The organism is Zunongwangia sp. HRR-M8, assembly GCF_027594405.1.
Classification (GTDB): Bacteria; Bacteroidota; Bacteroidia; order Flavobacteriales; family Flavobacteriaceae; genus Zunongwangia.
Genome location: NZ_CP115161.1, coordinates 1,454,143 through 1,481,093, shown reverse-complemented (window position 1 = coordinate 1,481,093; position 26,951 = coordinate 1,454,143). Strand labels below are relative to the sequence as shown.

The 26,951-nt window shown below is 33.5% G+C and carries 17 protein-coding genes; 6 read left to right on the top strand and 11 right to left on the bottom strand.

What is annotated here, in order from left to right:
* Nucleotides 1-185 precede the first annotated feature (185 nt).
* The 7 genes from PBT89_RS06195 to PBT89_RS06165 are packed head-to-tail and all read right to left on the bottom strand — an operon-like array spanning nucleotide 186 to nucleotide 12,520.
* The gene (locus tag PBT89_RS06195; protein ID WP_270063880.1) at nucleotides 186-3,152 is read right to left on the bottom strand and encodes a type I restriction endonuclease subunit R; all 2,967 of its coding nucleotides are present in this window, start codon (nucleotides 3,150-3,152) and stop codon (nucleotides 186-188) included.
* 11 nt (nucleotides 3,153-3,163) lie between these two features.
* Nucleotides 3,164-6,562 (bottom strand): sacsin N-terminal ATP-binding-like domain-containing protein, encoded by a 3,399-nt coding sequence (locus PBT89_RS06190; RefSeq protein ID WP_270063879.1) that lies wholly within the window; start codon nucleotides 6,560-6,562, stop codon nucleotides 3,164-3,166.
* A gap of 3 nt (nucleotides 6,563-6,565) precedes the next feature.
* Nucleotides 6,566-7,795, bottom strand: coding sequence for a restriction endonuclease subunit S (locus PBT89_RS06185; protein WP_270063878.1), 1,230 nt, complete (start codon nucleotides 7,793-7,795; stop codon nucleotides 6,566-6,568).
* A complete protein-coding gene (locus PBT89_RS06180) occupies nucleotides 7,796-8,719 on the bottom strand; it encodes an N-6 DNA methylase (RefSeq protein WP_270063877.1) in 924 nt (307 codons plus the stop codon).
* Nucleotides 8,688-9,257 (bottom strand): type I restriction-modification system subunit M N-terminal domain-containing protein, encoded by a 570-nt coding sequence (locus tag PBT89_RS06175; protein ID WP_270063876.1) that lies wholly within the window; start codon nucleotides 9,255-9,257, stop codon nucleotides 8,688-8,690. Before PBT89_RS06175 ends, PBT89_RS06180 begins: the two co-directional genes overlap by 32 nt.
* Complete coding sequence (locus PBT89_RS06170; protein ID WP_270063875.1) at nucleotides 9,258-11,039, bottom strand: DUF262 domain-containing protein; 1,782 nt, start codon at nucleotides 11,037-11,039, stop codon at nucleotides 9,258-9,260.
* Nucleotides 11,039-12,520, bottom strand: a complete 1,482-nt coding sequence (locus PBT89_RS06165; RefSeq protein ID WP_270063874.1) for a type I restriction-modification system subunit M — start codon at nucleotides 12,518-12,520, stop codon at nucleotides 11,039-11,041. The genes PBT89_RS06170 and PBT89_RS06165 overlap by 1 nt, the downstream gene beginning before the upstream one ends.
* Before the next feature lie 195 nt (nucleotides 12,521-12,715).
* Between PBT89_RS06165 and PBT89_RS06160 the strand changes: the two genes are divergently transcribed.
* Both PBT89_RS06160 and PBT89_RS06155 read left to right on the top strand, forming a co-directional pair.
* Nucleotides 12,716-14,263 carry a hypothetical protein gene (locus PBT89_RS06160; protein ID WP_270063873.1) on the top strand — a complete coding sequence of 516 codons (1,548 nt, stop codon included), beginning with the start codon at nucleotides 12,716-12,718 and terminating at the stop codon, nucleotides 14,261-14,263.
* A gap of 1,783 nt (nucleotides 14,264-16,046) precedes the next feature.
* Nucleotides 16,047-17,048, top strand: coding sequence for an NADP-dependent oxidoreductase (locus tag PBT89_RS06155; protein ID WP_270063872.1), 1,002 nt, complete (start codon nucleotides 16,047-16,049; stop codon nucleotides 17,046-17,048).
* Between the two features lie 489 nt (nucleotides 17,049-17,537).
* Here PBT89_RS06155 and PBT89_RS06150 read toward each other — a convergent pair whose 3' ends face one another.
* Nucleotides 17,538-18,737, bottom strand: a complete 1,200-nt coding sequence (locus PBT89_RS06150; RefSeq protein WP_270063871.1) for a proline dehydrogenase family protein — start codon at nucleotides 18,735-18,737, stop codon at nucleotides 17,538-17,540.
* A 358-nt stretch (nucleotides 18,738-19,095) separates the two neighbouring features.
* Here PBT89_RS06150 and PBT89_RS06145 point away from each other — a divergent pair, with 358 nt between their 5' ends.
* The 4 genes from PBT89_RS06145 to PBT89_RS06130 all read left to right on the top strand — a co-directional run bounded on the left by PBT89_RS06145 (nucleotide 19,096) and on the right by PBT89_RS06130 (nucleotide 23,908).
* Entirely contained in the window at nucleotides 19,096-21,378 is a 2,283-nt protein-coding gene (locus PBT89_RS06145; RefSeq protein ID WP_270063870.1) for a S9 family peptidase, read from the top strand.
* 231 nt (nucleotides 21,379-21,609) lie between these two features.
* Nucleotides 21,610-22,110 carry a hypothetical protein gene (locus PBT89_RS06140; protein ID WP_270063869.1) on the top strand — a complete coding sequence of 167 codons (501 nt, stop codon included), beginning with the start codon at nucleotides 21,610-21,612 and terminating at the stop codon, nucleotides 22,108-22,110.
* A 71-nt stretch (nucleotides 22,111-22,181) separates the two neighbouring features.
* On the top strand, nucleotides 22,182-23,180 hold the full coding sequence (locus PBT89_RS06135; RefSeq protein ID WP_270063868.1) for a sensor histidine kinase: 999 nt from the start codon (nucleotides 22,182-22,184) through the stop codon (nucleotides 23,178-23,180).
* On the top strand, nucleotides 23,177-23,908 hold the full coding sequence (locus PBT89_RS06130; RefSeq protein ID WP_270063867.1) for a LytR/AlgR family response regulator transcription factor: 732 nt from the start codon (nucleotides 23,177-23,179) through the stop codon (nucleotides 23,906-23,908). Before PBT89_RS06135 ends, PBT89_RS06130 begins: the two co-directional genes overlap by 4 nt.
* Before the next feature lie 358 nt (nucleotides 23,909-24,266).
* Here PBT89_RS06130 and PBT89_RS06125 read toward each other — a convergent pair whose 3' ends face one another.
* From PBT89_RS06125 to PBT89_RS06115, 3 genes are read right to left on the bottom strand one after another with little or no spacing between them, the layout of a single operon-like run.
* Nucleotides 24,267-25,223: a hypothetical protein gene (locus PBT89_RS06125; protein WP_270063866.1), complete on the bottom strand. Its 957-nt coding sequence runs from the start codon at nucleotides 25,221-25,223 to the stop codon at nucleotides 24,267-24,269.
* A gap of 10 nt (nucleotides 25,224-25,233) precedes the next feature.
* On the bottom strand, nucleotides 25,234-26,232 hold the full coding sequence (locus PBT89_RS06120; protein WP_270063865.1) for a DUF4421 family protein: 999 nt from the start codon (nucleotides 26,230-26,232) through the stop codon (nucleotides 25,234-25,236).
* Nucleotides 26,222-26,947, bottom strand: a complete 726-nt coding sequence (locus tag PBT89_RS06115; RefSeq protein WP_270063864.1) for a DUF3667 domain-containing protein — start codon at nucleotides 26,945-26,947, stop codon at nucleotides 26,222-26,224. The genes PBT89_RS06120 and PBT89_RS06115 overlap by 11 nt, the downstream gene beginning before the upstream one ends.
* Nucleotides 26,948-26,951 lie beyond the last annotated feature (4 nt).

The following is a 26,951-nucleotide window of genomic DNA, read 5'->3' as shown; positions in this document are numbered from 1 at the left end:
AGCTAATTATTAGGTGATATACTTTAGTTAAGTTATGCAATTTCAAAAAGGATAAAAATACAAATTCATTATTTTAGAACCATTTTGCTTTCCGGATGAATTGCAAAATTTCTTCTAAATAGATTATATTATTCTTCTAAAAATTCGTCAAAAGATCAAAAATAAAGTCATAGTCGCTTCTGTTCCTAATAATATTCTTTAATATAAGCATAAGCTCTATCAAAAAGCGCTTGATCTTTATGAAGTTTATATTTGAGTAGCGCTTTTCTAAGGGATTGTTGTACTTCCCGTTCTCCTGAAGTGGTAGTTTGCCAACCCGGGAAGCGTACAATTCGTACGATGGAATCAATATCAGTAACTATACGCTCAACAACTGCTGGGGTTTGATCATTTTTAAGTTCAAGAAACAATTCGGTTAATGCTGCTTTAGGGCTTTTGGTTTGTATTACTTCTTCCAGTTCTTTTTCTGCCTGAACGGTCTCTTTTGCAATCTTACAGAGTTCTTTTACAAACTCAATTGAACTAATCAATCCTTGTTCTGCACGATCTCTAAGTTCTTCAAGGCGTTCGCTTAAAGATTTAAATTTAGGGTATCCTTTGTGCTTTTTAAAACGCTTGACTAGAATACGTTCTAGCTTTTGAGCATTTTTAGGGTCAGGGTTATTAAAGATATCTTCGACAACATCAGCGTCTAATACAAATTCTTCTAAAGGATGCACATCCCCAACGTGAACATTATCGTGAATGAGTTTGGTGGTCTCAGCACCCAGAGAAAACCACAGTAGTTTACCTATATTATCTGATGCTGGCCTCACAGATTCAAACACCTGAGATAACCACTTGTAATCTTTTTGATATTGATCTAAAATGCGGTCTGGAGATAAGGATTCCCAAAGTTTAGAAAGCTGTTTGTAATCCTTAGCAAAGTCGTCTTTCTTTTTATCTGTGTGTATCGCATTCTGAGCAGCTTCTAAGCCTTCAAAACCTTCTAGGCTACGATCTACGCCTTCAAAATGGGCTAATGAATTAGCAACGAGTTCTGGGAGTTTATTCCGAAGTTCAGACAGGTTAGAAATAATTTTTTCAACCATCTTCTGGTCAAATTCCAGTGCTTTAGCAGTGTCATCAAAAACTCCAAAGTAATCTACAATACGGCCAAAGTTTTTGCCGGGATATACTCTATTCGTTCTGCAAATAGCCTGTAAGAGGGTATGATCTTTAATAGATTTATCAAGATACATTGTTTGTAGGATAGGAGCATCAAAACCAGTTAGAAGTTTTGCCGTCACAATGATAAATTTTAAGTGTGAAGACGCATCTTTAAATTCTTCTACAATGCGCTTCTGCTCACTTTTATCTACCCCCCATTTTTGTTTTAATTCTAAAGGATCATTTGCTGAAGTTGAAATCACAACCTTACTTGCAGCGGTATCAAAGTAGTTATCCAACTCTTTTTTGTAGAGTACGCAGGCGTAGCGGTCTGGTGTCACAATCATCGCTTTAAAGCCGTTTGAAGCCACTTTCGTATTAAAATGGGTAGCAATGTCTGCTACGATTTTGGCAATACGCTCTGGTGATTTCAGAAAAGCGGCCATCTTAGCAGATTTTTTGTTTAGGGCATCAGCTTCTTCATCACTTAGCGCGGCACTTTCTTTAAACAATGCAAAGGCCTCATCTATTGATTCTTTATCTACGTGCACATCTACCAGTCGCGGTTCAAAATGAAGCGGACGTGTAGCATCATCACGTAAGGAATCCTGAAAAGTATAACGCGATAAATACCCCTCTTCATCTTCCTCAGCACCAAATGCCCAAAAGGTATTTTTATCCGCTTTATTTACCGGCGTACCCGTTAAACCGAAGAGAAACGCATTGGGTAGAGCAGCACGCATCTGGCGGCCCAAATCACCCTCCTGTGTACGGTGCGCTTCATCTACCAATACAATAATATTTTCTCGGGTATTCATATTGGCCGGAGCATCCCGAAACTTAAAGATCATCGAAATAATAATTTTTCGAGTATCACGCTCCAGTAAACCTTGTAAATCTTTAATACTGTCTGTGGTCTCCACATTAGGAATGTCGGCAGCATTGAAATCACCAGAAATTTGAGTGTCTAAATCGGTACGGTCAACCAGGATTAATACGGTAGGGCTTTTAAGTTCTGGTTCTTTACGTAGTTTTTGGGCAGCAAACATCATGAGTAGAGACTTTCCGCTTCCCTGAAAATGCCAAATCAGCCCTTTTTTAATGCGTCCCTCTTTTACCCGGTTTACAATCTTATTGGCACCTTCATACTGTTGAAAGCGGCATATAATTTTAATACGTTTGTTTTTTTTACCAGAGCTGTATAGCGAGAAGTTTTGCAGAATATCCAGAAGCACTTTTGGATTTAAAAGGCTTGTGAGTTCTTTACCTATTTCATCTAAACCCAATCTTCTAGCCAGAGTACCTTCATCATCCTTCAGTCGCCAGGGGGACCAGAATTCAAGAGGTGTACGTACAGCCCCGTAAAACAACTCTTTACCTTCTGTTGCAAACGAAAGGATGTTGGGTACAAAAAGCTGAGGAACCGCGTTCTCATAAATATCGTGCACCTCGTGAGCCCCGTCTAACCAACTTATGGCTTCCCGAATAGGGGTTTTGGCTTCGCCTATCACCACAGGAATACCATTTATTTGCAATACCACATCGGGAATCTTGGTTTCCCGGTGACGAACCCGGTATTGATTGGTAATGATATACGAGTTATTCGTTAATTCATCAAAGTCAATTAAACGTACCGGGATGTGTCTGTTATTTGTACCAAAAGGCATGGTTTTATCTCCACATAGCCATTTGGTGAATTCTTCATTGGCACGTACTAATCCGGTTTGATTAACCGAAATGAGTATGGCTCGAAGCTTATAAATTACTTCATCTGCAAGATCTGGATTGTTCTTTATTGCAGGATTCAACTTAACAAGTGCAGCTTTTAAATCAGACTCCACAAGTACCTCATTTACCGAACGATTCAGCTCTTGCGAAGACTTATAAACCCAGGTAGGGCCATAGGTAGGAATGGGCTCCTTAAAACTTTGGGTATTGAGATTGGTACCACTAAGTTTATTGATGATATAATATTCTACACTATTGAGTTCGTTAAATGCCATTTTTGTTTAGTTTAAGCTGAGAGAATATTTTTAATATCTACCAGTAATTCATCAAAGCCAGAATCTCCAATTTTATTTAAAACCCATTTATAATCTAAAGAGCCTTTAAATTCTGCAAAGTCCATTTTCAAATCAACATCGTTATTGGTGTTTGAGCTATTTTCTATAGTATCAAAATTCTCACCTATTACACCCAAATGCTTTCCTGGATTTTTAAAATATTTTGTATTGGCTCTTATATAGTTTTCATCCATTTCATTGTTACCTGAGCGTTCTATAATTACAATAGAGAAACTTTTATTTTCTAATTCTTTTACAGCTCTCTTAGCTTGTGATACAGCAATATTTATTGGGTCTGTATTTTGGTGACGACAGGATTTTAATTCTATGTAAAAAGACTTTTTATTTACAGGATTATATACACGAATATCATACGCTCCGCCACCCGCGTGAATAATTTTCTCTCTATCACTAGTTATTTTATAACTTTCTAACGTTTTTATGAATAGAGACTCTACTTTAGAACCAACTTCTAAAAGATTATTAAATTCTTTTTTCTTTCGAGCATCTTCTTTTGCATATTTCATTACATTTTCAGGAATACCTTCTTCAAAAAGACCGATGAATTCATTTAATTGTTCTTTTGTTATCCCTGACTCTTTAATAATAGAAAGCATCTCAATATTTTCGTCATTTTTTAAAATCTCAATAATATTACTGCTGTAACTGCTGTTTTCTATTGTTAATATGAAAAATATTCGATTTGAAATTTCTTTGAAACCGGGAAGATATCTTTGTGCTAATGTTTTCTCTACTGCACACCAATCTATCAATTCAAGAAGAGGGGTACGAAAAACTTCATAGACCTCCTTTCCTTTAATTGATGTAATATGTTGAGAAATAGCACTGCCTACTTCATCAAATTGTAGAGTATTTGGCATTTTCAATTCAATATTCTCTGCAACCAAGTTATCCCAATAGTCCTTCCCTGTACTTGCCTTTTTTTCAAATCGATTTAAAATGTTAATTAAAGATTCATTCAATGGTTGTTCATCTGTTCCAAAATTTAATAAATCTTCATAAGCACAAAGTTTATTTTTTCTATTAGGAACCATATTACCTACTTTTAAAAAACGTTTGTAATCCGATGATTCATCTCCTATTAGAGAAAGGTAATTACTTAACCAAGCAATGGTTCCATAGTCGTCTTTATTGATGTGTTTTGATAAGTTTTCAATATTTTCTTTACTACTAATCTTTTCATTTATTAAGAAGATCGCAATCCTTAGTGTTGCAGAATATTTAAATTTTGAAGATTTTAATGTAGGTAGCAATTCATCTTGTAAAGAAAATAAATCTTTGAGGATGAAAAATATTTTATGTCTAAAAGCTTCTTTGCTCGATTCTAAAGAATCAATTTTTAAAATGTCTACAATATGTTTTAAAGCATCTCTTCGTTTGGGGAATACTTTCACTTTATTACCATACTCCTCTTTTTCCTCATTTAAAATATCGTCAATTTTATTGTTGATTTCAAGAAGCGTTAATTTATCATGAGTACCTGTATCAAATTTAATTTCCCGGTGCAATAAGTCATCGCGCCAATCATCTCCTAAGTTTTTTAAAACATCTATAAAAGGATCTGGAATTGGTTCTGCAATGTCTTCACAATATAATTCATCAAATTTTTTAAAGTTATTGTTCTGATTTGGTACAACTACATATTCACTTAAAAGTTCAATTCCCCTTTGTTTGACAACAAACTGAAATAACTCACTAAGCCAAGTGTAAGTTTTATTGTCATTATCGTATAATAATTTTTCAGACAATGCAGCAATAGAACCATATGAAGCTACTTCAGAAAGTATATCTTCTACTTCAAGAATTTTTATGTCGTGATCATCATCCCATAGTATATGATGCCAGTTCTCTAAATCTTTTTCAAGAGGAATTTTATTTGTAAATAAATCTTTTGAAAATCGATAGAATAAGGTATTGTATAACTTTCTGGTTTCGAGCTTACCATTTTTATTATTTGGAAAGTATATTTGTACTTTTCCATCTTCATTAATTATAGACTTTCGGTCAGCCTTGTCATTACTGACATCAATTATTGCCGAGTTCTTAACAATATTCCTAAGTGGTTTTTCAATTTTATCTTTATACCATTCTTCATCAATCCATTCTACATTTGGAGTGTTGTTCAATTTTGATATAAAAAATAGATTGTCACATTCTGAAGCTATATTTTCTAAAAAATTCTTATATAATTTTATTCCTGACTCAATGTAGGTACGATTATTCAAATCAATATCCTCTATTGAATTTGTGTCTTTTTTTGTAATTGTTTCTGTAGTTAGTGAAACACCGTTTCTTGTTTCATTAGGTGCAAAAGAGTAGGAGTTTAAAATAACAGGGAAATATAACTTATCACTACCTATTAAGGGAAAAGTACAGTATAAAATTGGCATTTCACCATTAAGACTTTCTTTATACAAATTTTTTCCATTTTTCATCTTTAAGGTTCCATCTAGACACCGTTCTATAGGCCAGCATAATGTTGTGGTATCATTTTTAATACTTGCAATATAAAATGTGTTTATCAGTTGTCCATCACTATTAAACTTCTCGGTACTTTGAATATCTATTTGTTTGTACTTACTTGGAAGCCCTTTTTTGTAGACATAATGGTTGGCATTAAAGTTATCTTTTATAGTTACGCTATCAACTTTATCATTTAAAGTCAAAACTACGGGCAATGATTGTTCAATTTCCTTAAATCCAGTACGAACTTTATTTATAGAATCGGTGTCGAATAAGTGATATGTAAATTTTGTATAATCTTCTTCAGAATCAGGTTTTTCTTTGACGCTTTTCATTTTATCATAGGCTTCAAGACTATCCAAAATACCATTTATCCTAATTTCTGCATTTTTTTCAGTCCTTTCAATATAAGCAGTTCGGTCAAGTGTTGTTTTAAGTTTGTACCTTTCCCCACTATTTGTAAGTAATATACCTTCTACATCAATAATTAGTGATAAACTATGTGTGGAAAGAAAACCTGTACCAAATTTACCTACGGTATTTTTATCTTCGCCGCTTTTACCTGACACTGGGCAAATAAGGTTTTCAAAATCGTCAGCATATAGTAGTTCATTTTTTGTTTCCCTAAAAGGAGCTCCATTATGAACAAATTGCAATGTATTAATTTTTGATTCTTCATCTTCGCCCAAAGTCACCGTAATATTCACTTTTCGTAAAGGCTCAGTAGCTATTGAATCTATCGCATTTTGCAGTAGTTCCCAAAACCATCTTTTTGGTCCTGCTGGACTGCGTACTGCTTTATCAACCTTTTGTAAAATCTCCTTTGCAGATGTACGTGCTGCTCGTATGTTTCCTGGTGCTGCCATCCCCTAAAACACCTGATTAATTAAACTTTTTTGTAGGGCTTTGGAACTTGAAATCTTAGTACTCATTTTCTTATATGTAGTTTCGTGTTGGCTTAAGATTCTATTAAATTCCTTTTGCTCTTCAATTGGAGGGACCGGTAATACAAGCTTTTTTAATGATTCTTGATTAATGTTTGTATTTGCACTGACAGTACTTTTTCTAATCAAACTATATCTAAATCTTTCTTCGTAGAAGCAATACTTTTTAAAAGCGTGGGTCAACTCATCATTTTCGGTTCTAAAACGAATAATGAAACCTGAATAAACAGTACTAGGGAAATCTTCTTGGATTAAAGTGGTTAGACCTACACCGCTAGGTTTTACTGAAGAACGAATAAATAAGACATCTCCCTTTGTTAGATTAAATAAACGTAAATCCTCCTCCGTAGAGTTTACTAAATCAAATTCTTGAAAAAAGAGATCTTTATTTCCAAATGCGTCCATAAGATTAACAAAAGGCCTTCCAAAACCAAATTGATCTTTATCCTTATTAATTCCATTTTTGAATTTACCTAATTCATCAAGTTTTTTTAGCTTCCAATTTTTTGGTATTGGACCAAAAGATGTATACTTAGATTTCTGATTTAAGAATGCCCCATATCGGAATGATTTATTTAAATATGTTTTAGACTGATACTCTAAATGCTCTAAAACTTTTTTCTCCCTCTCAATCACGGTATCCATAGCCCAAAGTAATTCAGCCAGTTCTGCTTGCTTGTCAAGTGGGGGGAGGAGAAATTCTTGATGTTTTAAATCTCCCCAATTAATTGTAGGTGAAAGTCCACCTACAGAAATATCTACCATACGATGCATAAACTGGTCTGAGTGTAAAAAGAATGGAAATAGCTCGGGGAGTAGCACCTTGGGTTTTGCTCTAAATACAAAAGCGTGTGCAGAGCAAATGCCTTCGAAATCTACAATAGCTGCTTTACGCTGGTAGGCTCTACGTTTTCCAAAGATGACATCCCCTGGCGAGCATTTTAATTTTCCACCTTTTACATCAGCAGGGACACCTTTTCGGCGAATATGAATATCTTCCGCATCAATGTGCTCTAAACCTACATAAACAGAAACCTCTGCTTCTTCAGGTTTAATAGTTTTAGATACTTTTTGAGCAATATTCTCAAACTTATACGTTTTCCAGTTTGACTTATCTAGATTATTTAAGCCTATGCGACTTTCTTGTTTTCCCATCTAATTAAGCACTTTGAATAAATCATTCATACTTTCTTTTAAAACATCAGATTGGCTCTCCCAATCTGATAGTGCTTGATTTAAAGTCAAGGATGGTTCACTATTGTCCACATTACTTAAATATTGGGCAATATTTAAACTAGCCTTGTTTTCAAGTATTTCTTGGGTTGTAATCAGTTTTGCAAAACCCTCAATATTTTCAAAGGATTTATAAGCTTTGTAAATCTTGCTAATATGTTTTTCTTCTAAGATAGCAATGTTTTTTTCTTGCTTAACTTCTTTTAAAGCATTGATAATCAAAACCTTACCTTGATTTTCCTTACTTTTATTTGTTCTTGTAATTAATAAACAAGCTTCCATTGGAGAATTGTAAAACAAGTTGGGACCAAGGCCTATAACGCATTCAACCAAGTCTTCTTCTATCATTTTGCGTCGCATCTCTGCTTCAGCATCTCTAAAAAGCACACCGTGCGGCCATAGCGATATAGAACGGCCATTTTTAGTATCTAAACTCTTTTGTATGTGCTGCTGAAAGGCGTAATCTGCGCAACCTTGAGGCGGTGTACCCCATAAATTTCTACCGTAAGGGTCATTGACAAAGCTGTTACGATCCCAGGATTTTATAGAATAGGGTGGGTTAGCCAGAATCACATTAAAAGTTTTAAGCGTATCGTATTCTAAAAAAGCCGGTCTTGCTAAGGTATCACCCCGTACAATGCTAAACTCTTCTATACCGTGCATGAACATATTCATACGCGCAATAGCACTGGTGATGAGGTTGATTTCCTGCCCGTATAATTTTAAACTGCGGTATTCTTTGCCTTCATCACGCAAGTGTAAAGCGCAGTTGAGTAGCAAACCTCCTGAGCCACAGGTAGGGTCGTAAACGCTCTCACCCGGTTGCGGGTCCATAATAAGCGTCATCAGTTTTTACTACAGTACGATTGGTGTAAAATTCAGCCGCAGTATGCCCGCTATCGTCTGCAAATTCCTTAATGAGGTACTCGTAAGCATTACCCAATTGATCATCGGGGACATTAGCCAGATTAAGTTTATGTTGTGAGAAATGCTCAATAAGATTAATAAGGGTCTCATCACTTAGTCGGTTTTTATTGGTCCAGCTGGCATCACCAAATATGCCATACAACATATCGGGGTTGGCTTTTTCAATAGCGCGCATCGCATCCTGTATAGCTACGCCTACATTGGTCGTGGTCTCCCGTACAGCCTGCCAGTGTGCTCCTTTAGGTATTTGAAAGCGGTGATTCTCTTCAAAAGCTGCATATTCCAGATCACCATCACTTTCTTTTAAAGCTATCTCAAACTCTTCATCATACACATCACAAATACGCTTAAAGAATAATAGCGGAAATATATACTGTTTGTAATCTCCGGCATCTATGGTTCCTCTTAAGGCCGTTGCAGCTCCCCATAGGTATTTTTCCAGTTCTTTTTGTGTCATTTATTTAGCTTCAATTTGTTCGGTTTCCTTAACGTTAAGAATGCTTTCTAGTAATCTTTTTAGAGTTAGCTTTCGTTCCTCATAAAATTCTACAAAATCATCAAAATCTAAAGATTGATCAGATTTAATATGATTTTGCATTAAGAAGGCTTTTGCGTCAGCTGGATTTGGAAAAGTTTTATTAAGCCATTCGGAAAAAGGAATATTATTCTTTTCGATATTCTGGTTTGCTTGCAGCAATTGTAAATTAGGCAGCTTATTATGCCTCTTGATAAATTCCTCTTTTTGATCCTCATCTTCGATTCCCATTTCCACCAATTTTCTTTTTCCGAAAAATGAACGAGGATGAATATGATCTTGATGATATAAGAAATTATGATTTAAGGAGGAATAAACCAATGACAACGCACAGTAAGTCCTTGCTTTTCCGTAATCCATTTCCAATATATTCTCAATATCATCAGAGTTGAAAGAAATAGACTTTCTTTTACCTTTATAGTAATTAATAATCTCTTGAAGCGGGAATCTACCAGGATTCTCATTCATTAAATTCCGCATTACAGGATAAATAGCATCCGGAGTACCTCCAAAAGTTCCTTTTAAAGAAACTCGTGCTAACCATTCCTTTATTTTCTTTCTATCATCTTCACACGAAGAGTTATGAAGAATAGAATTTTCATATTCATTTGTATAAATGAAATAAGCGATTGGGATAACTGAAGTTGTTGCTAATAGATTATCTCGGTTATATCCAAATTTAGATATTAATTCAACTGCCTTGCGAATACTAGCAGAAGCCTTTTCCCAATTAGCTTCAATGATCGACATGTTTTCCTTGGTGAAATTGTCCACCTTAAACTTAACATCATTAAAATCTGCAAGAACAAGGCATGATTTTAAAACAAAGTCTTTATTAAATGTAAACCCATCTCCTATTGAGTTAATTTCATCTACGAATTCATGAATGACCTCTCTGGCATCTTTCTCTGTCCATTGTGCAGTAGCTATTGAGAGTAATAAATCTGAGTAGCTTAATTTAGTACCACCACTATTAATCCTAATAAATATTTGAAGTACTTTATCTAACTCTTCATCCTCTTCCAGGTAATAACTAATAGTTCCTTTTTGATGTATTACATTAAATAATTTATTCAATGTATCAATTGCGAAATCCCTCTCTTCTTCTGTAAATCTTGAAGAATCCATTAAATTATGTTTTGATAGATACTTCGAGGTTTTGCCCATATCATCAAGAGATAAAATTTCAGATACTTCAAACCAATATCCTCCTTCTAACTCATTAAGTTCCCTTTTAGCTAAGAATCTAAAATCATATTCCATTTCAATATCTTCTGCCTTATGCAGTAAATTCAGATATAACTTTTTAGGAGGAAATCCATTGGGGTTATCCCAACCATAATACGGAAGCTTTTTTGTATAGGTCCCGGTAAGAGCAATATAAAGTGATGTCATTCTTTGTTGCCCGTCAAGGATAGCGACGACATCCTCATCGTCCGCCAGATCAGCTTTAGTATTATGCCTACCAGTTTTCTCATGGTAGTTTTTAAGAAATTCATAGAATTGAAAATCTTTAATTCTAGTCTTCTCAACTTTCCAAAAAAGAAAAGTGCTAATAGGGTAGTCTCGTAATAAGGAATCAAATAACTTTTCTATTTGCTCCGGACTCCATACGAATTCTCTTTGAATGGAAGGAAGAACATATTTTTTCTTACGGATGTTATCCAGTGCTTTTTTTATGGTAATTGGAGTTTCGTATGCCATTATAGGAATTCTTTTAGTATAGATTTAAATTGTTCTTCTGATTTTTGACTTTCTGCCCAGGCTTGTTTTAAATCGGCTAAAGCTTCCTCCACACTCGGTAAATCATCTTCAATAATTTTCTCTACGTAAAGAGGAATATTAAGATTAAAGTCGTTTTCAACCAGGTCTTCCCAGGTAGCAATACTTACATAATTCTCTACTTCTTTATAATCCTGATACCAGTTGAAGATTTGCTCAACATGTGTGGGTTCTAAATAATTCTGAGCACGCCCCACACGCAGCTGTTCTGAGGCATCAATGCATAAAATCTTCTTCTTTTTATCTGGATCTTTGTTTTGCTTGAAGACTAGTACACAGGCAGCGAGTTGGGTTCCGTAAAAAATATTAGGCCCCAGACCTATTACTGCTTCGAGTAAATCATCTTCTATAAGCTTCTTTCTTATTTTTCCTTCAGAGCCTTTTCTAAAGAGTGCGCCGTGAGGTAAAACAACGGTCATACTCCCTGTACTATTCATAGATTTGATCATATGCTGCACCCAAGCCATATCTCCATTACCTTTAGGAGGTACGCCTGCGATATTTCGCCCGTAAGGATCTTCGACCCAGTTTTCGGCACCCCAGTCTTTTAATGAGAATGGTGGGTTTGCAATAACACAATCAAATGTCTTTAGTCCATCTGCTTCAAAAAACGCCGGGTTTTTTAGGGTATCCCCACGCACAATCTGAAAATCCTCCATTCCGTGCAAAAACATATTCATACGTGCAATAGAACTTGAGGTAAGGTTTTTTTCCTGACCGTAAAGCTTTAACGTTCGACTGTCTTCCTCGTTTGCTCTAAGGTGGTCTACACATTCTAAAAGCATACCGCCAGTTCCACAAGCAGGATCATAAATGCTTTGACCTTCGTGAGGATCTAAGATCAAACCAAGTAAATGCACAACCGAGCGTGGAGTATAAAACTCCCCGGCTTTTTTATTAGTTAAATCAGCAAAATGCTTTATGAGGTACTCGTATGCCTGTCCTAAAATATCTACATCTACTAGACTATTGGCCAAAATATATTGTGAGAAATGTTCAATAAGGTCAATGAGAAGTCTGTCACTTAATTTGTTTTTATTGCTCCACTGCGCATCCCCAAAAATACCGGACAGAAATTGTTGATTAGCTTGTTCAATTCCTCTGAGGGCTTTTTCTATAGTTAGCCCAACATTTGTGGTCGTACTGCGCACATCGTCCCAGTGACAGCCATCGGGAATTTCAAAACGGTGAAATTCGGATAAGGCTGCGTATTCAGTATCTCCTTCTGATTCTTCTAACGCATTACGATATTCTTCGTCATAAACATCAGATAAGCGTTTAAAAAATAAAAGTGGAAATATATATACTTTGAAATCAGAAGCATCTACGGGACCTTTAAGAATCCAGGCAGCTTTAGATAGATAATTTTCGAGTTGAGATAGGCTGAGTTTTTCGTTGGACATGAAGAATTTTCATTTCTTCAAATATAAAAGAATTTACGATTATCGAATTAATGAATTCCGTAATGCTAATTAGAATTCCTTTCAACTATAAAATCTATCTAAAGCACTTTTAATAGATATTATCAAAAATACCTGATATCAGGTACTCCTGATTTAAGAGTCTTTAACTATTTTTAACTTCTTAAATATTTAAATATGAGACAGGTATTGATTTGGGTAGTGTTGTTTTTTACAATAAATGTATTTAGTCAGCATACGCTTACTTTTAATACTACAGTAGATTTGGAACCGGATGAAACAGCAATTGAATTGCAATCAAATAAATTGGTGTCATCGTATTCCTTTAATAAATTAGTCTTTGAAGATTTATCGTATTTATTACTTGGCGGTAGTGCCCCGAGTGAGGGACTTGAGGCAACTTTTGATGAAAGCAAATCCAATATAGCATTAAGTGGTATACTTACCTCGAATGATGGGTTTATTCTTTCAGTTAAAGGAGATTTATCTGCAACAGATGAGGGTATTTATTTTATTGATGAACAAAACGGTAGTAAAAAAGCGAAGATTGCATTGAATTTCTACCGGCCATTTTGGGGAAGACGCTCCTATGATTCACCAAAAACAAGTGTGGTATCACAAAGAGCATTTTATAAAATCGAAAAGGCTAAGCAGTACAAAATAGCAGCGCTGTTAAAAGATTACTATTATACAACCTATTTATTGGAAGATGCTGGGATACCCGTAGAATCTTTAGTTAATGATAAATTCAAGCAGTTTTATAAAGATCTTGTAAAAAACCATAAGTACTCATTAGATACTAATCAAATCAATCGTGAAGTAATCCTTCTTGATACAAGCTATATTGTAGCTAAAAAACTAAAGGAAGGACCTAAAAACAACGCCTTCAAAGTAGCTATTAGTGCTAAAGACTCTACGATATATGTACCTGAAGCTATCTATGAAGGTGTAACGTATGACCTAGATAAAGTTATAGCTCTTTATGATAAAACAGTTTCTGCGATGGATTCTATTTCTGAGAAATTAGTATTAGAAGAGCATAAAATTGCACAACCGTATTGGAACAGTAAGAAGTTTTGGTATTTCGGCGGATCCCCGTATTATGCTCGAGAAACTGTAAAAAATATATATATTCCTAATGAAGATAAGAGCTTTGATGAGCAATTTTCAGATACACCGGGTGACTTATTTGGGATAGAATTACAATTTGGTTTTTTCTACCAGTCGAAGAAGAATGGTTATTGGCCGCCCAGAATGTTTTTTGCAAGGACTACTGTAAATTTGGGACAAGGTTCTAACGTAGGAGAATTTGAAAGTAGAACCTATAATTTTCCATCAAAACCTTTAGATACGATTAGTTCGGGTATTGTCTCTACACCACTTTCTAAAGAAGGGAATTACAATCCGAAGGGTAATTTATACAATTACGGTTTTTTAACGGAATTAGGTATAGATGCATACTATTTCCCATTTGAGCGTTATGGTATTTTTGGTCAAGTTGGATATAGTAATCTTAACTTTGATCCCGGTAAAGGAGAAGATGCTGAAGTGTATAATCTAAGGCTGGGCATACTTATGAATTTAAAAGCAAAAGAAAAGAATTTTGCCACATTACAATTATTTGCAGATCGGTCTGATTTAAGCAAATCACCTAATAGTAAAGATGAAAATTTGTTATTTGGTTTTAAAGTGGGAGTCCCATTCAACTTTAAGCAAAAACTATAAGTTTACACTTTAATTTATAAACATAAATAGCTTTAGAGTTCATTAAGTCTTTTATGTAGTACTATTTATTAAATACTGAAGTTATTTTAAGCGTGAGATTAATTGTAGTTCAATTATATTGCTATACTTAATAAAAACTAAAAAAATCCAATGTTCTCCTCACCCCCCATCATCAACAAGTTATACGCATTCAAGTATGTCCTCCTTAACGAACACATACCCGCTCAGGACTTTGACCCAAATATAGATCTCATTTACGGACAAGGCATCCGACTTAAAAAACAAAGCGGGGTCGATTTATGTGCCAGCCCTTTCAACTTTGAGGTAACCAAATTAGGAGAATTATTGTCTATCTCTGCTCCCCGAGGTAAAGGGCGCTTGGTGACAACGCTATTTAGTGTGGCTTAGTCTAAAATTGGACTATGTAGATTTTCAATTTAGGAAATCTTAAGGCTTTTAAAAGCATTTGAACAGACATTAAACTTTTTTTAAATAAACAATTTTAAGAATAGAAATGATAACATCAATCCTTATAATTCAGCAATACATAATTTTTTCCTCCATATTCGATTAATTAAAGTGACACAAAAATTTTATTATTATACAACGCATTTTATAGCTTTACTAGACGATTTAGATTGGAATTAAAAAGGAAAATTCTAGCATCTAAATTTTTAGCAAATTGAAATGTATTATTATTACTTATTAAATCAATTTTCGCCTAATATGTTATGCACGGTTACATTAACTTTAGATACATCTGTATTAGGAATACTTACTAGAATTTCTAGACTTTTTATTGATAGGATACAACAAGATTTTGCGCTTATGAAAATCATTAATTGATAATGCTTTAGATGTAATCGCTAGGCGCAAGATATTTTGCGTTGAATTTATTATTTTTAAAGTGTAATCATCATTATCCTAACCAATAATTTTAACATCGTCAAAAAGGTCGTCTGTATTTGCTGAGTTAATATTATCTGCCATCATGATATCAAGTACTTCATCTCCATGAAGTATATTACCAAAATTGAGCTAATATCAATCTAAAGTAACTATCATATCGTAGTTGGCGTATAATACCAAGTCTACCACTTAAAAATGTTAAACCAATATTATGTATAATATTTACCTTCACAGACATATCCACCGTCTTCAATATTAACGGCTTTTTGGTTCAAATCAAAGCGAAATCATTGGAGAAATTATCTTTACCTTTACCAAACGTCCAAAATGCTAATTTCTGTGTTAGTTTCTGTATCCAATTGTACCTCAATTTATGGTAAACACCATAAACACTCATAAATAAATTTCTGTATCGGGAAGTAAAAAGTACTTAATATCGCGCATTGAGAAGTAAGATTTTTTAAAACTGTTAGCCATATGTGACTTCGCTTATTTTTATTTTCGCTGCGCTAAAATAAAAATAAGCGAAGTGGATATATTCTTCATGTTGGATGCAAAAATTTTGGTTCATAGTGAACTTTAGGCAATCAGTCTTTAGCTTTTGATCCATTCAAAATTCAACATTTTTAATTCTGACTCTCAAATTCATCAAGCGTTAAACCTTTTCTAAACCTTATTCCAAAACCTGTTATTCTTTCTATATTAGTTAGGTTGAAGAAAAGGATCGAACCTAAAAAAGACCTCCTTTATTCCGCAGAATTTAATAATAAGTACTTGGAGTTTCAGGTGTGATTCTATAGAAAAAATTATAGATTATTAATTAATATCCTATCTAAAGCTTCTGAAAACACGACGAAGAAATAAATATAATGTTATGAAAGCTCTACAAATTACGAAATATGGAGATATCAAAGACAGCCTTAAAATTGCTGAATTAAAGAGACCAGAGATTTCAGGTTCTGAAATACTGATTGCAGTCAAAGCTGCTGCTACCAATCCAATCGATTATAAAATTGTCCAAGGTCACCTAAAAGATATGCTTCAACTTAATTTGCCTGCCTCTATAGGATATGATGTTAGCGGCGAGGTTGTTGAAGTGGGAAATGAAGTTAAAGATTTTAAAATAGGAGATGAAATTTTCGGTAGAGTTCCACAAGAATATATGGGAACCGTTGCCGAATTCGTTGCTGTAGATAGCAAAGTAGTTGCTCACAAACCCGAAAATGTGACATTTGAAAAAGCCGCTTCTCTCCCTTTAGCCGGACTCACCGCTATACAGGCTTTAGAAAAAGTGAATATTAAAAAAGATGATCGAGTTTTAATACATGCCGGTTCTGGCGGAGTGGGCAGCTTTGCCATTCAATACGCAAAATCTAAAGGTGCCATCGTTTACACCACGACTAGCGACACCAACCTTGATTGGGTAAAAGCTCTTGGTGCAGACCGTGTAATCGATTATAAAAATGAAGATTACAAAGAGGTTGCCAATAATCTGGATATCGTTTTTGATACACTGGGAGATGACTATACTTTAGAAGCTTTCGAGATTATTAAAGAAGGCGGTAGAGTTACGACCATAGTTGGTCCTCCAGATGCTGAATCTGCTAAACAAATGGGAATGGAGAATTACGAGCTACCCGAAAAACTAGCTAAGCTTATCGAAGAAAAATCAGCTAAATACAATCATACTTGGATGCAACCAAATGCCGATCAGCTAAAGGAGATTAAAGCAATGGTTGAAGATCGAACGATAAGACCTACAATTGATCTTGTTTATCCTTTTGAAGACGCCATAAAAGCATATGAACATTTGGCTAGCGGGAGAGCCAAGGGAAAAGTAATAATAAGCCTTGCAGAAACTTTTGAGAATCAATAAATAGTTCTCATTATTAATTAAAAGAGTTGAATGGTTATTCAACTCTTTTTTTTTGCTCATTTTAATAATCTTCAAACTTAGAAGACTTATAAATATTTAGTCATACGAATAAATAAAGGCTCTTTAATAAATTTAATATCTCTTCAATCTCTATTTCATCAGGAATAAACCAAACTTTTAAAACCTATAAATTTTGAAGAAACTCATACCATTTGTTGTCTTTTTCATATATTTTTTAAGCGCTTATAATGCACAAACCAAAAATTGTCGGCTGATAAAATAACCAAAATGAATGAGTCTTCTTAATTGGCGGTAAATAAATTGCTAGTACAAAATTCGGGAATTTTGGATTGTTACGACAAGGAGAAATAACTTATAATGCTGTTTTACTTCTTATTCTGAAAATCGTTTAATCCCGAAAATAATCAAAACTAAAAAAAGGAATAATTTCTATAAAATTATTCCTTTATACAGCAATTTTATTTTTAATCAGCTTGATGCTTGCGCTAATTTTTCAGTTTGATTTCTTCTTTCTTTCTCTCTGTTTAACAGATTAAGCTCTCTACTTGTTTGCCCTTTTACAGAGCTATTTTCTTCGGCTCTTCTTAAAAGATAAGGTACTACATCCTTTACAGGGCCAAAAGGTACTAATTTGGCTGTATTGTATTTTCTACTTGCTAGATTATAACTAATTTGATCACTCATCCCGTATAATTGACTAAACCATACACGCTGATCGTCTTTAGCAATACCTTTATCTTCCATAATCTGTAAAGCCAAATAGTTACTAATTTCGTTATGTGTTCCTATAAAGACTGAAATATCTTCTAAATTATCAAGACAATAGCCCATTACACTATTAAAATTCACATCTGTAGCTTCCTTCGACTCACATATTGGAGAGACTTTGCCCCTTTTACGGGCACGCTTGTTTTCTTTTTCCATGTATGCACCTCTGACGATCTTAGCTCCAATTTTGAAACCTTCCTTTTTTGCTTTATTATGCAGTTCTTTTAAATATTCTAAACGATCCCAACGATAGCATTGTAATGTGTTAAATATTAGGGCTTCCTCACGGTTATATTTCATCATCATTTCTTCCATTAAAAGATCAGCCGCCTCTTGCATCCAAGACTCCTCTGCATCTGCATAAAGCCTTACATTAAGTTCATTAGCTTTTTCGCATAAACCCTCTACGCGGCCTTTTACGCGTTCCCACTCCTCTTTTTCTTTATCGTTTAAGCTAACATGAGAACTCACTTTATGCCATATTTTAAAACGTCCTAGAGCAGTCGGTTTGAATATTGCAAAAGGAATTTCACTTTCCTCCTTGGCAAACTCGATAAGTTCAAGCTTTACATGATAAGCAGAGTCAAATTCTTCTTCAGATTTCTTACCTTCAACAGAATAGTCCAAAATACTAGACAAATTCACCTCCTCCATTTCACGAATAATGGGTTTACAATCATCAATGCTTACTCCACCACAAAACTGATCAAAAATTGTGTTTTTAATTAAAGGTTTGATTGGCAATTTAGCTTTCAGTGAAAATTTGGTAAGCGCAATTCCTGGTTTCATTAGCGCCGGAATTCCCATCGCATTGAAAAGCAAAATTGCTCTATTCAGTTCCATATCCGATTTTAGCCTAAAAGCGGTCTCAGTATCGTTAAAAATCTTCTCTTTTATCATATCATAAAAATACTATAGGATTCAATAAAAAGAATCAAGATTAATAAACCTTAACGCACAGATCTAAAAATTTAAGTAATATTATCCAAAAAATGAGTTTTTGTGGCATAATTATTTAACATCTAAAAGCATTATTTAGAAAAGCATTAAGGTATATAGTTCTGAATTTCTCGATTACTTTTGAAACTGAATATTTCCACATAAGAAATCTAAGAATGTTTATTTTGAACTAAATAAAATCCGTTCTTATCTCTCCTATATTCCGCTGAAGAAAAGCATATAACCACTCATCATATTTTAAACAGATAAACTTAGATGTTCAAGTAGTTTTACATGAAGCTAATCAATAATAACAATCATGAAAAAAACGAACAAAGACACAGGAGTAATCTTAGGTATTTTTATGTTCTTCTTATCAATCACTGCTTTTTCACAGGATATCATCGGTTCTTGGAAAGGCAGTTTAGAAGCACAAGGTCAAGAAATACCATTAATATTTAATATTCAAAAAAAAGACGGAATATTATCCTCTACTATGGATAGTCCTCAACAAGGCGCATTTGATATTTCAATGGATTCTACATTTTTTGAAGAAAATAAACTTAGCATAGTTTTCTCTCAAGGAGGTATTAAATATGAAGGAATTCTAGATAAGGAAAAACTTACAGGTACCTTTTATCAAGGCGGAATGGAACTTCCTCTTAATCTAACAAAAACTATAAAAAAGAAACCTGGAAATACAGCCCTACCATCATCGAAGGAAACTTTTGAGAAAATAGCAACTTTCGATGATAAATCTTATAAATATTCAGTTGAAGATTATTTTAGAGATCCGGCGACTAGTGATTTTAAATTTTCTCCCAAGGGCACTTATGTTTCCTATAGAGAGAAAGATGAAAAAGGCAAAAATCATGTTTACGTGAAACATACCAAAACAGGCAAGATCACTCGTGCTATCGAAGAACAAGATGAGTTAATAAGATATTATGGCTGGGCTAACGATAGCAGATTGCTATATGTTAAAGACAATGGCGGTAATGAAAACTTTCAACTTTTTGCCGCAAACCTTGATGGTAGTAACAACAAAGCTTTAACACCATTTGACGAAGTTTCAGTTCAAATTTTAGACTTTTTAAAAGATCAACCAGATCTAATAATTGTATCATTAAACAAAGAATCTAAACAAGTATTCGAACCCTATAAATTAAATATTGTATCTGGCGATCTAGAAAAACTATTCGAAAACAAAGACACCTCCTCCCCTATTTTAGATTATAGATTTGACAAAGATGGAAACTTAAGAGGATATACAAAACAGCAAAATGGTGTAGATCGTGCCTTATATTATAGAACTGAAAAAGATAAACCTTTTAATCAAGTGCTAACCACTAATTGGAAAGAAACTTTTAGAGTGATTGCATTTAATTACAATACTCCATACAAGCACGATGCTTATGTATTGTCCAATCTAGAGAGTAATACTAACGAATTGGTTCTTTACGATTTAGCGAAAAATGAAATTATTGAAAAAGTTTACAGTAATCCTACATTTGATGTAGGCGGATTTGCGCGTTCTCGAAAAAGAAATTTCGAGATAGACTATTATTATTACATAGGAGAAAAAACCCGCATCATCCCCGTAAGCGATTATTATAAAAAATTACATCGAAAATTTGAAGAACAATTTGGGGATAAAGTATTTAGTATTGTTGATCATACCGATAACGAAGAAAAGTATTTAATACTATTGGAAACCGATAGAATTTATGGCACTTATTATACTTACGATGTTAAAGAGGATACTTTTACAAAGATCTTAGACATGATGCCGCAATTGCATGAAGAAGATATGGCAGAAATGCGTCCTATAAACTTTATATCCAGAGATGGATTAAAAATCTACGGTTACATAACGATCCCAAATAATATTGAGGGAAAAAAGGTCCCGCTTATTCTAAATCCTCATGGAGGTCCTTATGGGCTTAGAGATTATTGGGGTTTTAATTCAAAAACTCAACTATTTGCGAGCAGAGGTTATGCCACATTACAAGTTAATTTTAGAGGCTCTGGTGGATACGGCAAAGATTTTTTTCTAAAAGGAAATAAACAAATAGGAAGAAAAATGCTTAACGACCTTGAAGATGCTGTGGCATACGCAAAAACGCTTGATTTTATTGATGATGAAAAAATAGCAATTTTCGGAGCTAGTTACGGCGGTCTGGCTACGTTAGGAAGTCTCGTAAAAACTCCAGATCTATATACCTGCGGAGTTGATTATGTAGGTGTAAGTAACCTATTTACGTTTAAGGATTCTTTTCCTGAATACTGGAAACCTTTTATGGCTCAGTTTAATGAACAATGGTATAATTCTGAAAACGAAAGCGAACAAAAAATCATGGAAAAAGTCTCTCCTGCTCTTCATGTAGACAAAATAACGAAACCATTATTTGTTATTCAAGGTGCGAATGATGCCAGAGTAAATATCAATGAATCAGATCAAATAGTACAAAATATGAGAGCTAGAGGTATTGATGTTCCTTATATGGTAAAATACAATGAAGGTCATGGATTTTATCATGAAGAAAACAAAGTAGAACTATATAAGACCATAATAGGATTTTTTGCAAAACATCTTAAATAGTTTCATCAAAAAGAGCCTATTATATTTATTCATCATATTAGGCTCTTTTACTCTCCATTCTCATGTTCCGTACAGCATATAGAATTTACCATTCCCCATATTTTAAATTATTATTTAGTATTAGTAATTTATCTTTATAAAACAATCAAAAAACAAACAGTTATGCTCGCATTAATCATTGCAGCCACCGATTTCATTATTCAAACACTATTAAATTAAAACAAAATCATCATGAAAAAATCATCAAAAACTCCGGTAGAAAAATTCAATAAACTATTACAGGGATCAGAATTAGCAAAAATTTCCGCTCTTCTCTTAATTATTATTTCTACCAAATTGATATATCAAATGAGGGAACATATCGAATATTTGATTCCGATGGCATTAGGAGTTATGCTACTCATTGGCTACACCATCAATAATTTATGGCTGAAAAACTATAGCATTGATAAGGAAAACATTGGATTTCAGCTTAAAAGGTATAAACTATATCTTGCGAAAAGGGAAAAATATGAAGCAAGCATTATGTTTATTTGGATTCTTACCGTGGTACCTTCTCAATTAAATGGAAAAAATATAAATCTCTTTGTTTTACTTATATTCATGGCTCTAACCTTTATTTTTATCGTAATTGGCAATTTCCTGTTTAAGAAAACAAAAATTGAAGTGAAAGAACTAGAATCAGAGATAAATCAGTTAGAGAACGCAGCAATAACACCTATTGGAAATTAATGAACCTCAATTCAAAAACAATATCGTACTGGATAATCCAAATAGTCATCTGGTCCTTGTTATCGAGTATAATGGCCTTAGGCTATTGGGCCGGCGGTAATGAGCTTAATTTGAAGATCTGGCAGATTATCATGGATTTTTTTGTAGTGATGTTGTTATCTATCTTCTTTACCCATCAATTAAAAAGAATCATAAACAAATTTATTCCATTTGACGCGCTTAAGCTCAAGCAATTATTTATAATTATAGGTTTTTTGTTAGCTGCTACCGCTTTATTTTATTCCGCTTATATGATATATAATAAGTTTACATATACTTATATCTATAATAGGATTGACGTTCTAGAACATCCCTCGCAGAGTCTAAAGAACAATTTGATTTTTACACTGAACTATTTTATTTATTTCGCGATGTGGACAGTATTCTACGTAGCTGTAAAAGGACTAATGGAACTAAACAAAAGCAGAGAAACCAGACTAAAACTTGAATCTAATCTTAAAGAGTCGCAATTAAACACACTCAAAGGACAGATTAATCCACATTTTATGTTTAATAGTTTAAATAATATTCGTGGCTTAATTTTGGAAGATGTTCCAAGGGCCAGAAATATGCTCACAAGCCTTTCTGAAACTTTACGCTATTCTTTGACGAAAAGTACTTTAAATTCTATTGCACTAGAGGATGAGCTCGATATGGTTAGAAACTTTATTGAAATTTCTAAAATTCAGTTAGAAGATCGTCTCCAATTTGAAGAAAAAATAGATAAAAGATCTTTAAACATATTAATCCCTCCCATGATTATACAGATGCTTATCGAGAATGCCATAAAACATGGAATATCCAGTTTGAAAGAAGGAGGGTTAATAGTGCTCTCCACATCCCTAAGTGATCACCAGTTAAAAATCGAGGTAACTAATACAGGAACACTAAAAACCAGCAAGGATAGTACAGAATTAGGCTTGAAAAACATAAAGCAGCGATTAGCACTACTTTATGGTGAAAAAGCAGACTTCAAATTAGAAGAGATAGAAAATAAAGTGATGGCCTCAATTAATATTCCAACAGCATGAAAACTTTAAAAGCAGTTATTGTTGAAGATTCTCGTTTAGCTAGAAATGAGTTAAAAGAACTTCTAGCTTCACATAAAGAAATAGAACTTATAGGTGAAGCAGCAAATGTAGATGATGGTTTTAAGTTAATAACAGAATACAATCCAGATCTTCTTTTTTTAGATATCAATATGCCCGAGAAGGATGGTTTTGAGTTGTTAGAAATGTTGGATGAAGTCCCTTTAACTATTTTCACAACCGCTTTTGATGAATATGCGATCAAATCTTTTGAATATAATGCCTTTGACTATTTATTAAAACCCATTAATCAAAAACGCTTTTCGCAGTCTATAGAAAAAGTTCTCGAAAAAGGTTCTAATAACGAAACTTCAGATCCAAAAAATGAGAATGCTTTAAGTCTTGATAAGCAAATCTTTATAAAGGATGGAGAAAAATGCTGGTTAGTAAAAATTCAGGATATTTTTATGTTTGAAATCGTAGGAAACTACACTCGTGTATTTTTTGAAAACAACAAACCCCTTATCTATAAATCTCTAGGTCGAATCGAAGAAAAATTACCAAACGACATCTTTTTTAGAGCAAATAGACAGCAATTAATCAATATAAATCACGTTAAAAAAGTGGTATCCTGGTTTAACGGAAAACTAAAAATCGAAATGAATTCAGGAGAGGAAGTTGAAATTTCCAGAAGACAATCTTACTTATTCAAAGAACAACTGAGTTTTTAAATGAAATTAGTTAGATAAATAATTTATGTTGTGAATCATAATACATAGAAAGTTAAAGCAAGAATGATCCTTTTACAGTGGATTTGTGCATTTGGAATGATCTTTTGGGTAATGATTACTTTATATATTCAGAACCAATCATGTATAAAGAATCAATCTTAAATGCCACAAAACAAACATCATCAAAAAAATGTTTTCAGTGACTTTTATAAGTTTATCGTCGGGATGTAGCCTTGCCAATCGGGAGGTTTCGAAAGTCGTTTTCAAAAGGTCACCGAATCGGAATCACTTTATTCAATCTTAACTGACTTTATTTAGTAAAATTTACGCTTTACTAAATTATTAGCACATAGCAATTTTATTGATTTATTTTGACTGACCTTTCTGAATAAATTTTGAACTGGGGCATAGCTTCTCCCGGTTCAAGCTTATACGTTATTATTTGTTGGTAATTACTCGGTTCTCCATTTTCAAACACTGGAAATTTTCTTACTAGTTTACCCTTTTCTATTTCATAAGTATCATATCCACTATAGTATCCTTTATACAAATAAAAATCGGTCGCCTCAAAGTTAATGGTACTCATTGATTTTTTCTGATTTGTTGTAAATGCTAAGATGGTTGATTTTTGAGAATTAAAATCTTTCAGTACAATCAAGAGCTCAGGCGAATCATCATCATTCAGATCTAAAGCTCTAACAGAGACAATGTCTTTATCTATTTGCTGGGTATATGTAGAATTATCTTTAGATAAACCTGCAGGTTTAACCGATAAAATTTTCAGGCTATCATCTTGTTGCATGGTGATTTCAAAGTTAATCCCATCACTATGTAGGTATTTTGAATATAACCTTGTATCCACCTGAGAAGTATCTAGAGTCTCAAGGATCTTTCGATACTTACCTTCAATACTAGCTCCACCCGAACAAAAGTAAGCTAACTCTTGTGGTGATGAAGAATAAATAGATAAGTCTTGTTTAGTAAATTTAAAACGTACAGGGATTGTCGTTTCAACAGATTGATAGACGGTATCATTTAATTTTCTTGCAATGCAATGCAAAGTACAGGTAGGTCGTTTAAGATCTGCTCTAGAACGTATAGAAATTTTTATTAAGGTATCGTCTAATGAAACTACTTCAACACCTACCCAATCATAACCTTCATTTCGATCTTCATATCGATTACTTACATAAGATCCATCTGGAATTATACTATTGCTTTTCTGGTAAATTCGATCTTTTTGCTCTTCATTAGTATCCTTACATCTTATCAATAGGATGAAAGACAATACCATTATAATTATGCGAAAATACATTGGTTAAATTTTAATATTTATCGGCAATTCTCTTTAAATTTTCAGGAGGATCTAGACGATATCCTATAAAAAATAGCCCATACCAAGAGTCATTTTGTATACTTATATCATTAGCATTCTTATAATTTAAAGATTTATAAGATACTCTTGCACCCATTAAAAATGTATCTGTATTGAAACCTAGTTGAAGTCCGCCTCCGTATTCCTGAGTAAAATATGTATTTTTATCTTCTTCGTTGAGATTATCGCCACGTTGTTTATAATTTTCTATACGGGTACCTAATCCCCCATAAGCGTATGGTGATAGATTAAATTTTTCTGCAAGAACCCAGTTATAGTAATAATTTAGATCTAAACTAAAATCAAAATCTTTTTCTTTTCCTTTAAAGTCTTCAAAATCATTTGAAAATTCAGTATAGCTATAGTTTAATCGAGGTACAAAACTACCAGCATTATAGCGCTGCCACTCTCTTTGATATACCAAATTTTCTATAGAGAAATCTGGATTCAGAATATATGCAGTAGATCCGCCATAGTATGTTCTTTTTAAATCGGGAAAAAGTAAGTAGGGATTATCTTCTGGTAGATTCGAAGCAAAGTCATCAGAATTTACCACATAAAATCCTTTCATTCGCTGGTAGGTCAGTTGCTGCACAAATTGTCCCGGGAATAGAGAAATGCCAAAATCTGAATAGCTGCTTTCTCCTTTTTCATCATCTCCGTGGTTGCCAGGTAAAAAATCAGGCGTAAAAGAATAAGAAAAACTAAAAATTTTATAGTCTAATAGTACTGTTAGTCTAAGATCATTATTAAGAGCCAGATTTAAATCTGTTTCATCATCACTATTTGTTATATAGTAATTTTCTAGATGCGAATCTACATTAAGTTTGATCTGCATTTTTTCTGCGTAAGAGATAACAGCGGTAGAATCCTTTTGTTGGGCTAGACTGATATTAAAAACCATCACCAAAAATACGAAAAGGAAAGAATGGGTAGAATTATAATACATGATAGAAAATAGAAATTATAAAGGTTAGAATGAAAAAAGTTAAGATTAATATCAATATGCTTTTAAAGATTATAATGATTGGTTTTAGTTTGAAAAACTGAATATTGCACCATAGAATTAGTAAAACATCTACGATTAGTTGGACAGCTGTAATAGATTGATACACACCCGGCTTTTCGGGAATAACGTATAACACCCCTAGCAAAGCGGTATGAAATATTAATCGCTGGCTGGCAGCATACGTATTCAGTACAAAATGCTCTGAAAAATTATAAGCTGTCTTTCTAAATACTAACCATGAGCTGAATGTAAATACATGCAATGTAGCAAGCGTATAATAGACATAATTACCATCTAAAGTTTCTACAAGTTTCAAGTATTTTTCATCCCCATTAAACTTGTTTGTTGCTTGATAAAAGACATCAATCTCCAGATAATGGTAAAGAAAACTATAAATTGTGGATAACAGTATAAGCAGCGAGACCGGCATAAAATATCGAACTCTCTTACCTACAATATAATCTTTAATAGCATAACCCGGCCGAGTAAAAAGTTCCTTAGCAGTAAAGAAAAAACCTGAATCGATATTGAAAAGGCCTAACTGTAAATCATTAAAAATAAATCCGCGATGAATCCTTTTTACAGTAGCTTTCTGCCCACATCTATTACAAAAGTTTCCCTGAAAATGCTGATGGCAATTTTTACAAATTATCATAAAT

Bases quoted from the DNA above. Each gene is read 5' to 3' on its own strand.
- PBT89_RS06195 (WP_270063880.1), bottom strand. From the start codon at position 3,152: ATGGCATTTAACGAACTCAATAGTGTAGAATATTATATCATCAATAAA.
- PBT89_RS06190 (WP_270063879.1), bottom strand. From the start codon at position 6,562: ATGGCAGCACCAGGAAACATACGAGCAGCACGTACATCTGCAAAGGAG.
- PBT89_RS06185 (WP_270063878.1), bottom strand. From the start codon at position 7,795: ATGGGAAAACAAGAAAGTCGCATAGGCTTAAATAATCTAGATAAGTCA.
- PBT89_RS06180 (WP_270063877.1), bottom strand. From the start codon at position 8,719: ATGACGCTTATTATGGACCCGCAACCGGGTGAGAGCGTTTACGACCCT.
- PBT89_RS06175 (WP_270063876.1), bottom strand. From the start codon at position 9,257: ATGACACAAAAAGAACTGGAAAAATACCTATGGGGAGCTGCAACGGCC.
- PBT89_RS06170 (WP_270063875.1), bottom strand. From the start codon at position 11,039: ATGGCATACGAAACTCCAATTACCATAAAAAAAGCACTGGATAACATC.
- PBT89_RS06165 (WP_270063874.1), bottom strand. From the start codon at position 12,520: ATGTCCAACGAAAAACTCAGCCTATCTCAACTCGAAAATTATCTATCT.
- PBT89_RS06160 (WP_270063873.1), top strand. From the start codon at position 12,716: ATGAGACAGGTATTGATTTGGGTAGTGTTGTTTTTTACAATAAATGTA.
- PBT89_RS06155 (WP_270063872.1), top strand. From the start codon at position 16,047: ATGAAAGCTCTACAAATTACGAAATATGGAGATATCAAAGACAGCCTT.
- PBT89_RS06150 (WP_270063871.1), bottom strand. From the start codon at position 18,737: ATGATAAAAGAGAAGATTTTTAACGATACTGAGACCGCTTTTAGGCTA.
- PBT89_RS06145 (WP_270063870.1), top strand. From the start codon at position 19,096: ATGAAAAAAACGAACAAAGACACAGGAGTAATCTTAGGTATTTTTATG.
- PBT89_RS06140 (WP_270063869.1), top strand. From the start codon at position 21,610: ATGAAAAAATCATCAAAAACTCCGGTAGAAAAATTCAATAAACTATTA.
- PBT89_RS06135 (WP_270063868.1), top strand. From the start codon at position 22,182: ATGGCCTTAGGCTATTGGGCCGGCGGTAATGAGCTTAATTTGAAGATC.
- PBT89_RS06130 (WP_270063867.1), top strand. From the start codon at position 23,177: ATGAAAACTTTAAAAGCAGTTATTGTTGAAGATTCTCGTTTAGCTAGA.
- PBT89_RS06125 (WP_270063866.1), bottom strand. From the start codon at position 25,223: ATGTATTTTCGCATAATTATAATGGTATTGTCTTTCATCCTATTGATA.
- PBT89_RS06120 (WP_270063865.1), bottom strand. From the start codon at position 26,232: ATGTATTATAATTCTACCCATTCTTTCCTTTTCGTATTTTTGGTGATG.
- PBT89_RS06115 (WP_270063864.1), bottom strand. From the start codon at position 26,947: ATGATAATTTGTAAAAATTGCCATCAGCATTTTCAGGGAAACTTTTGT.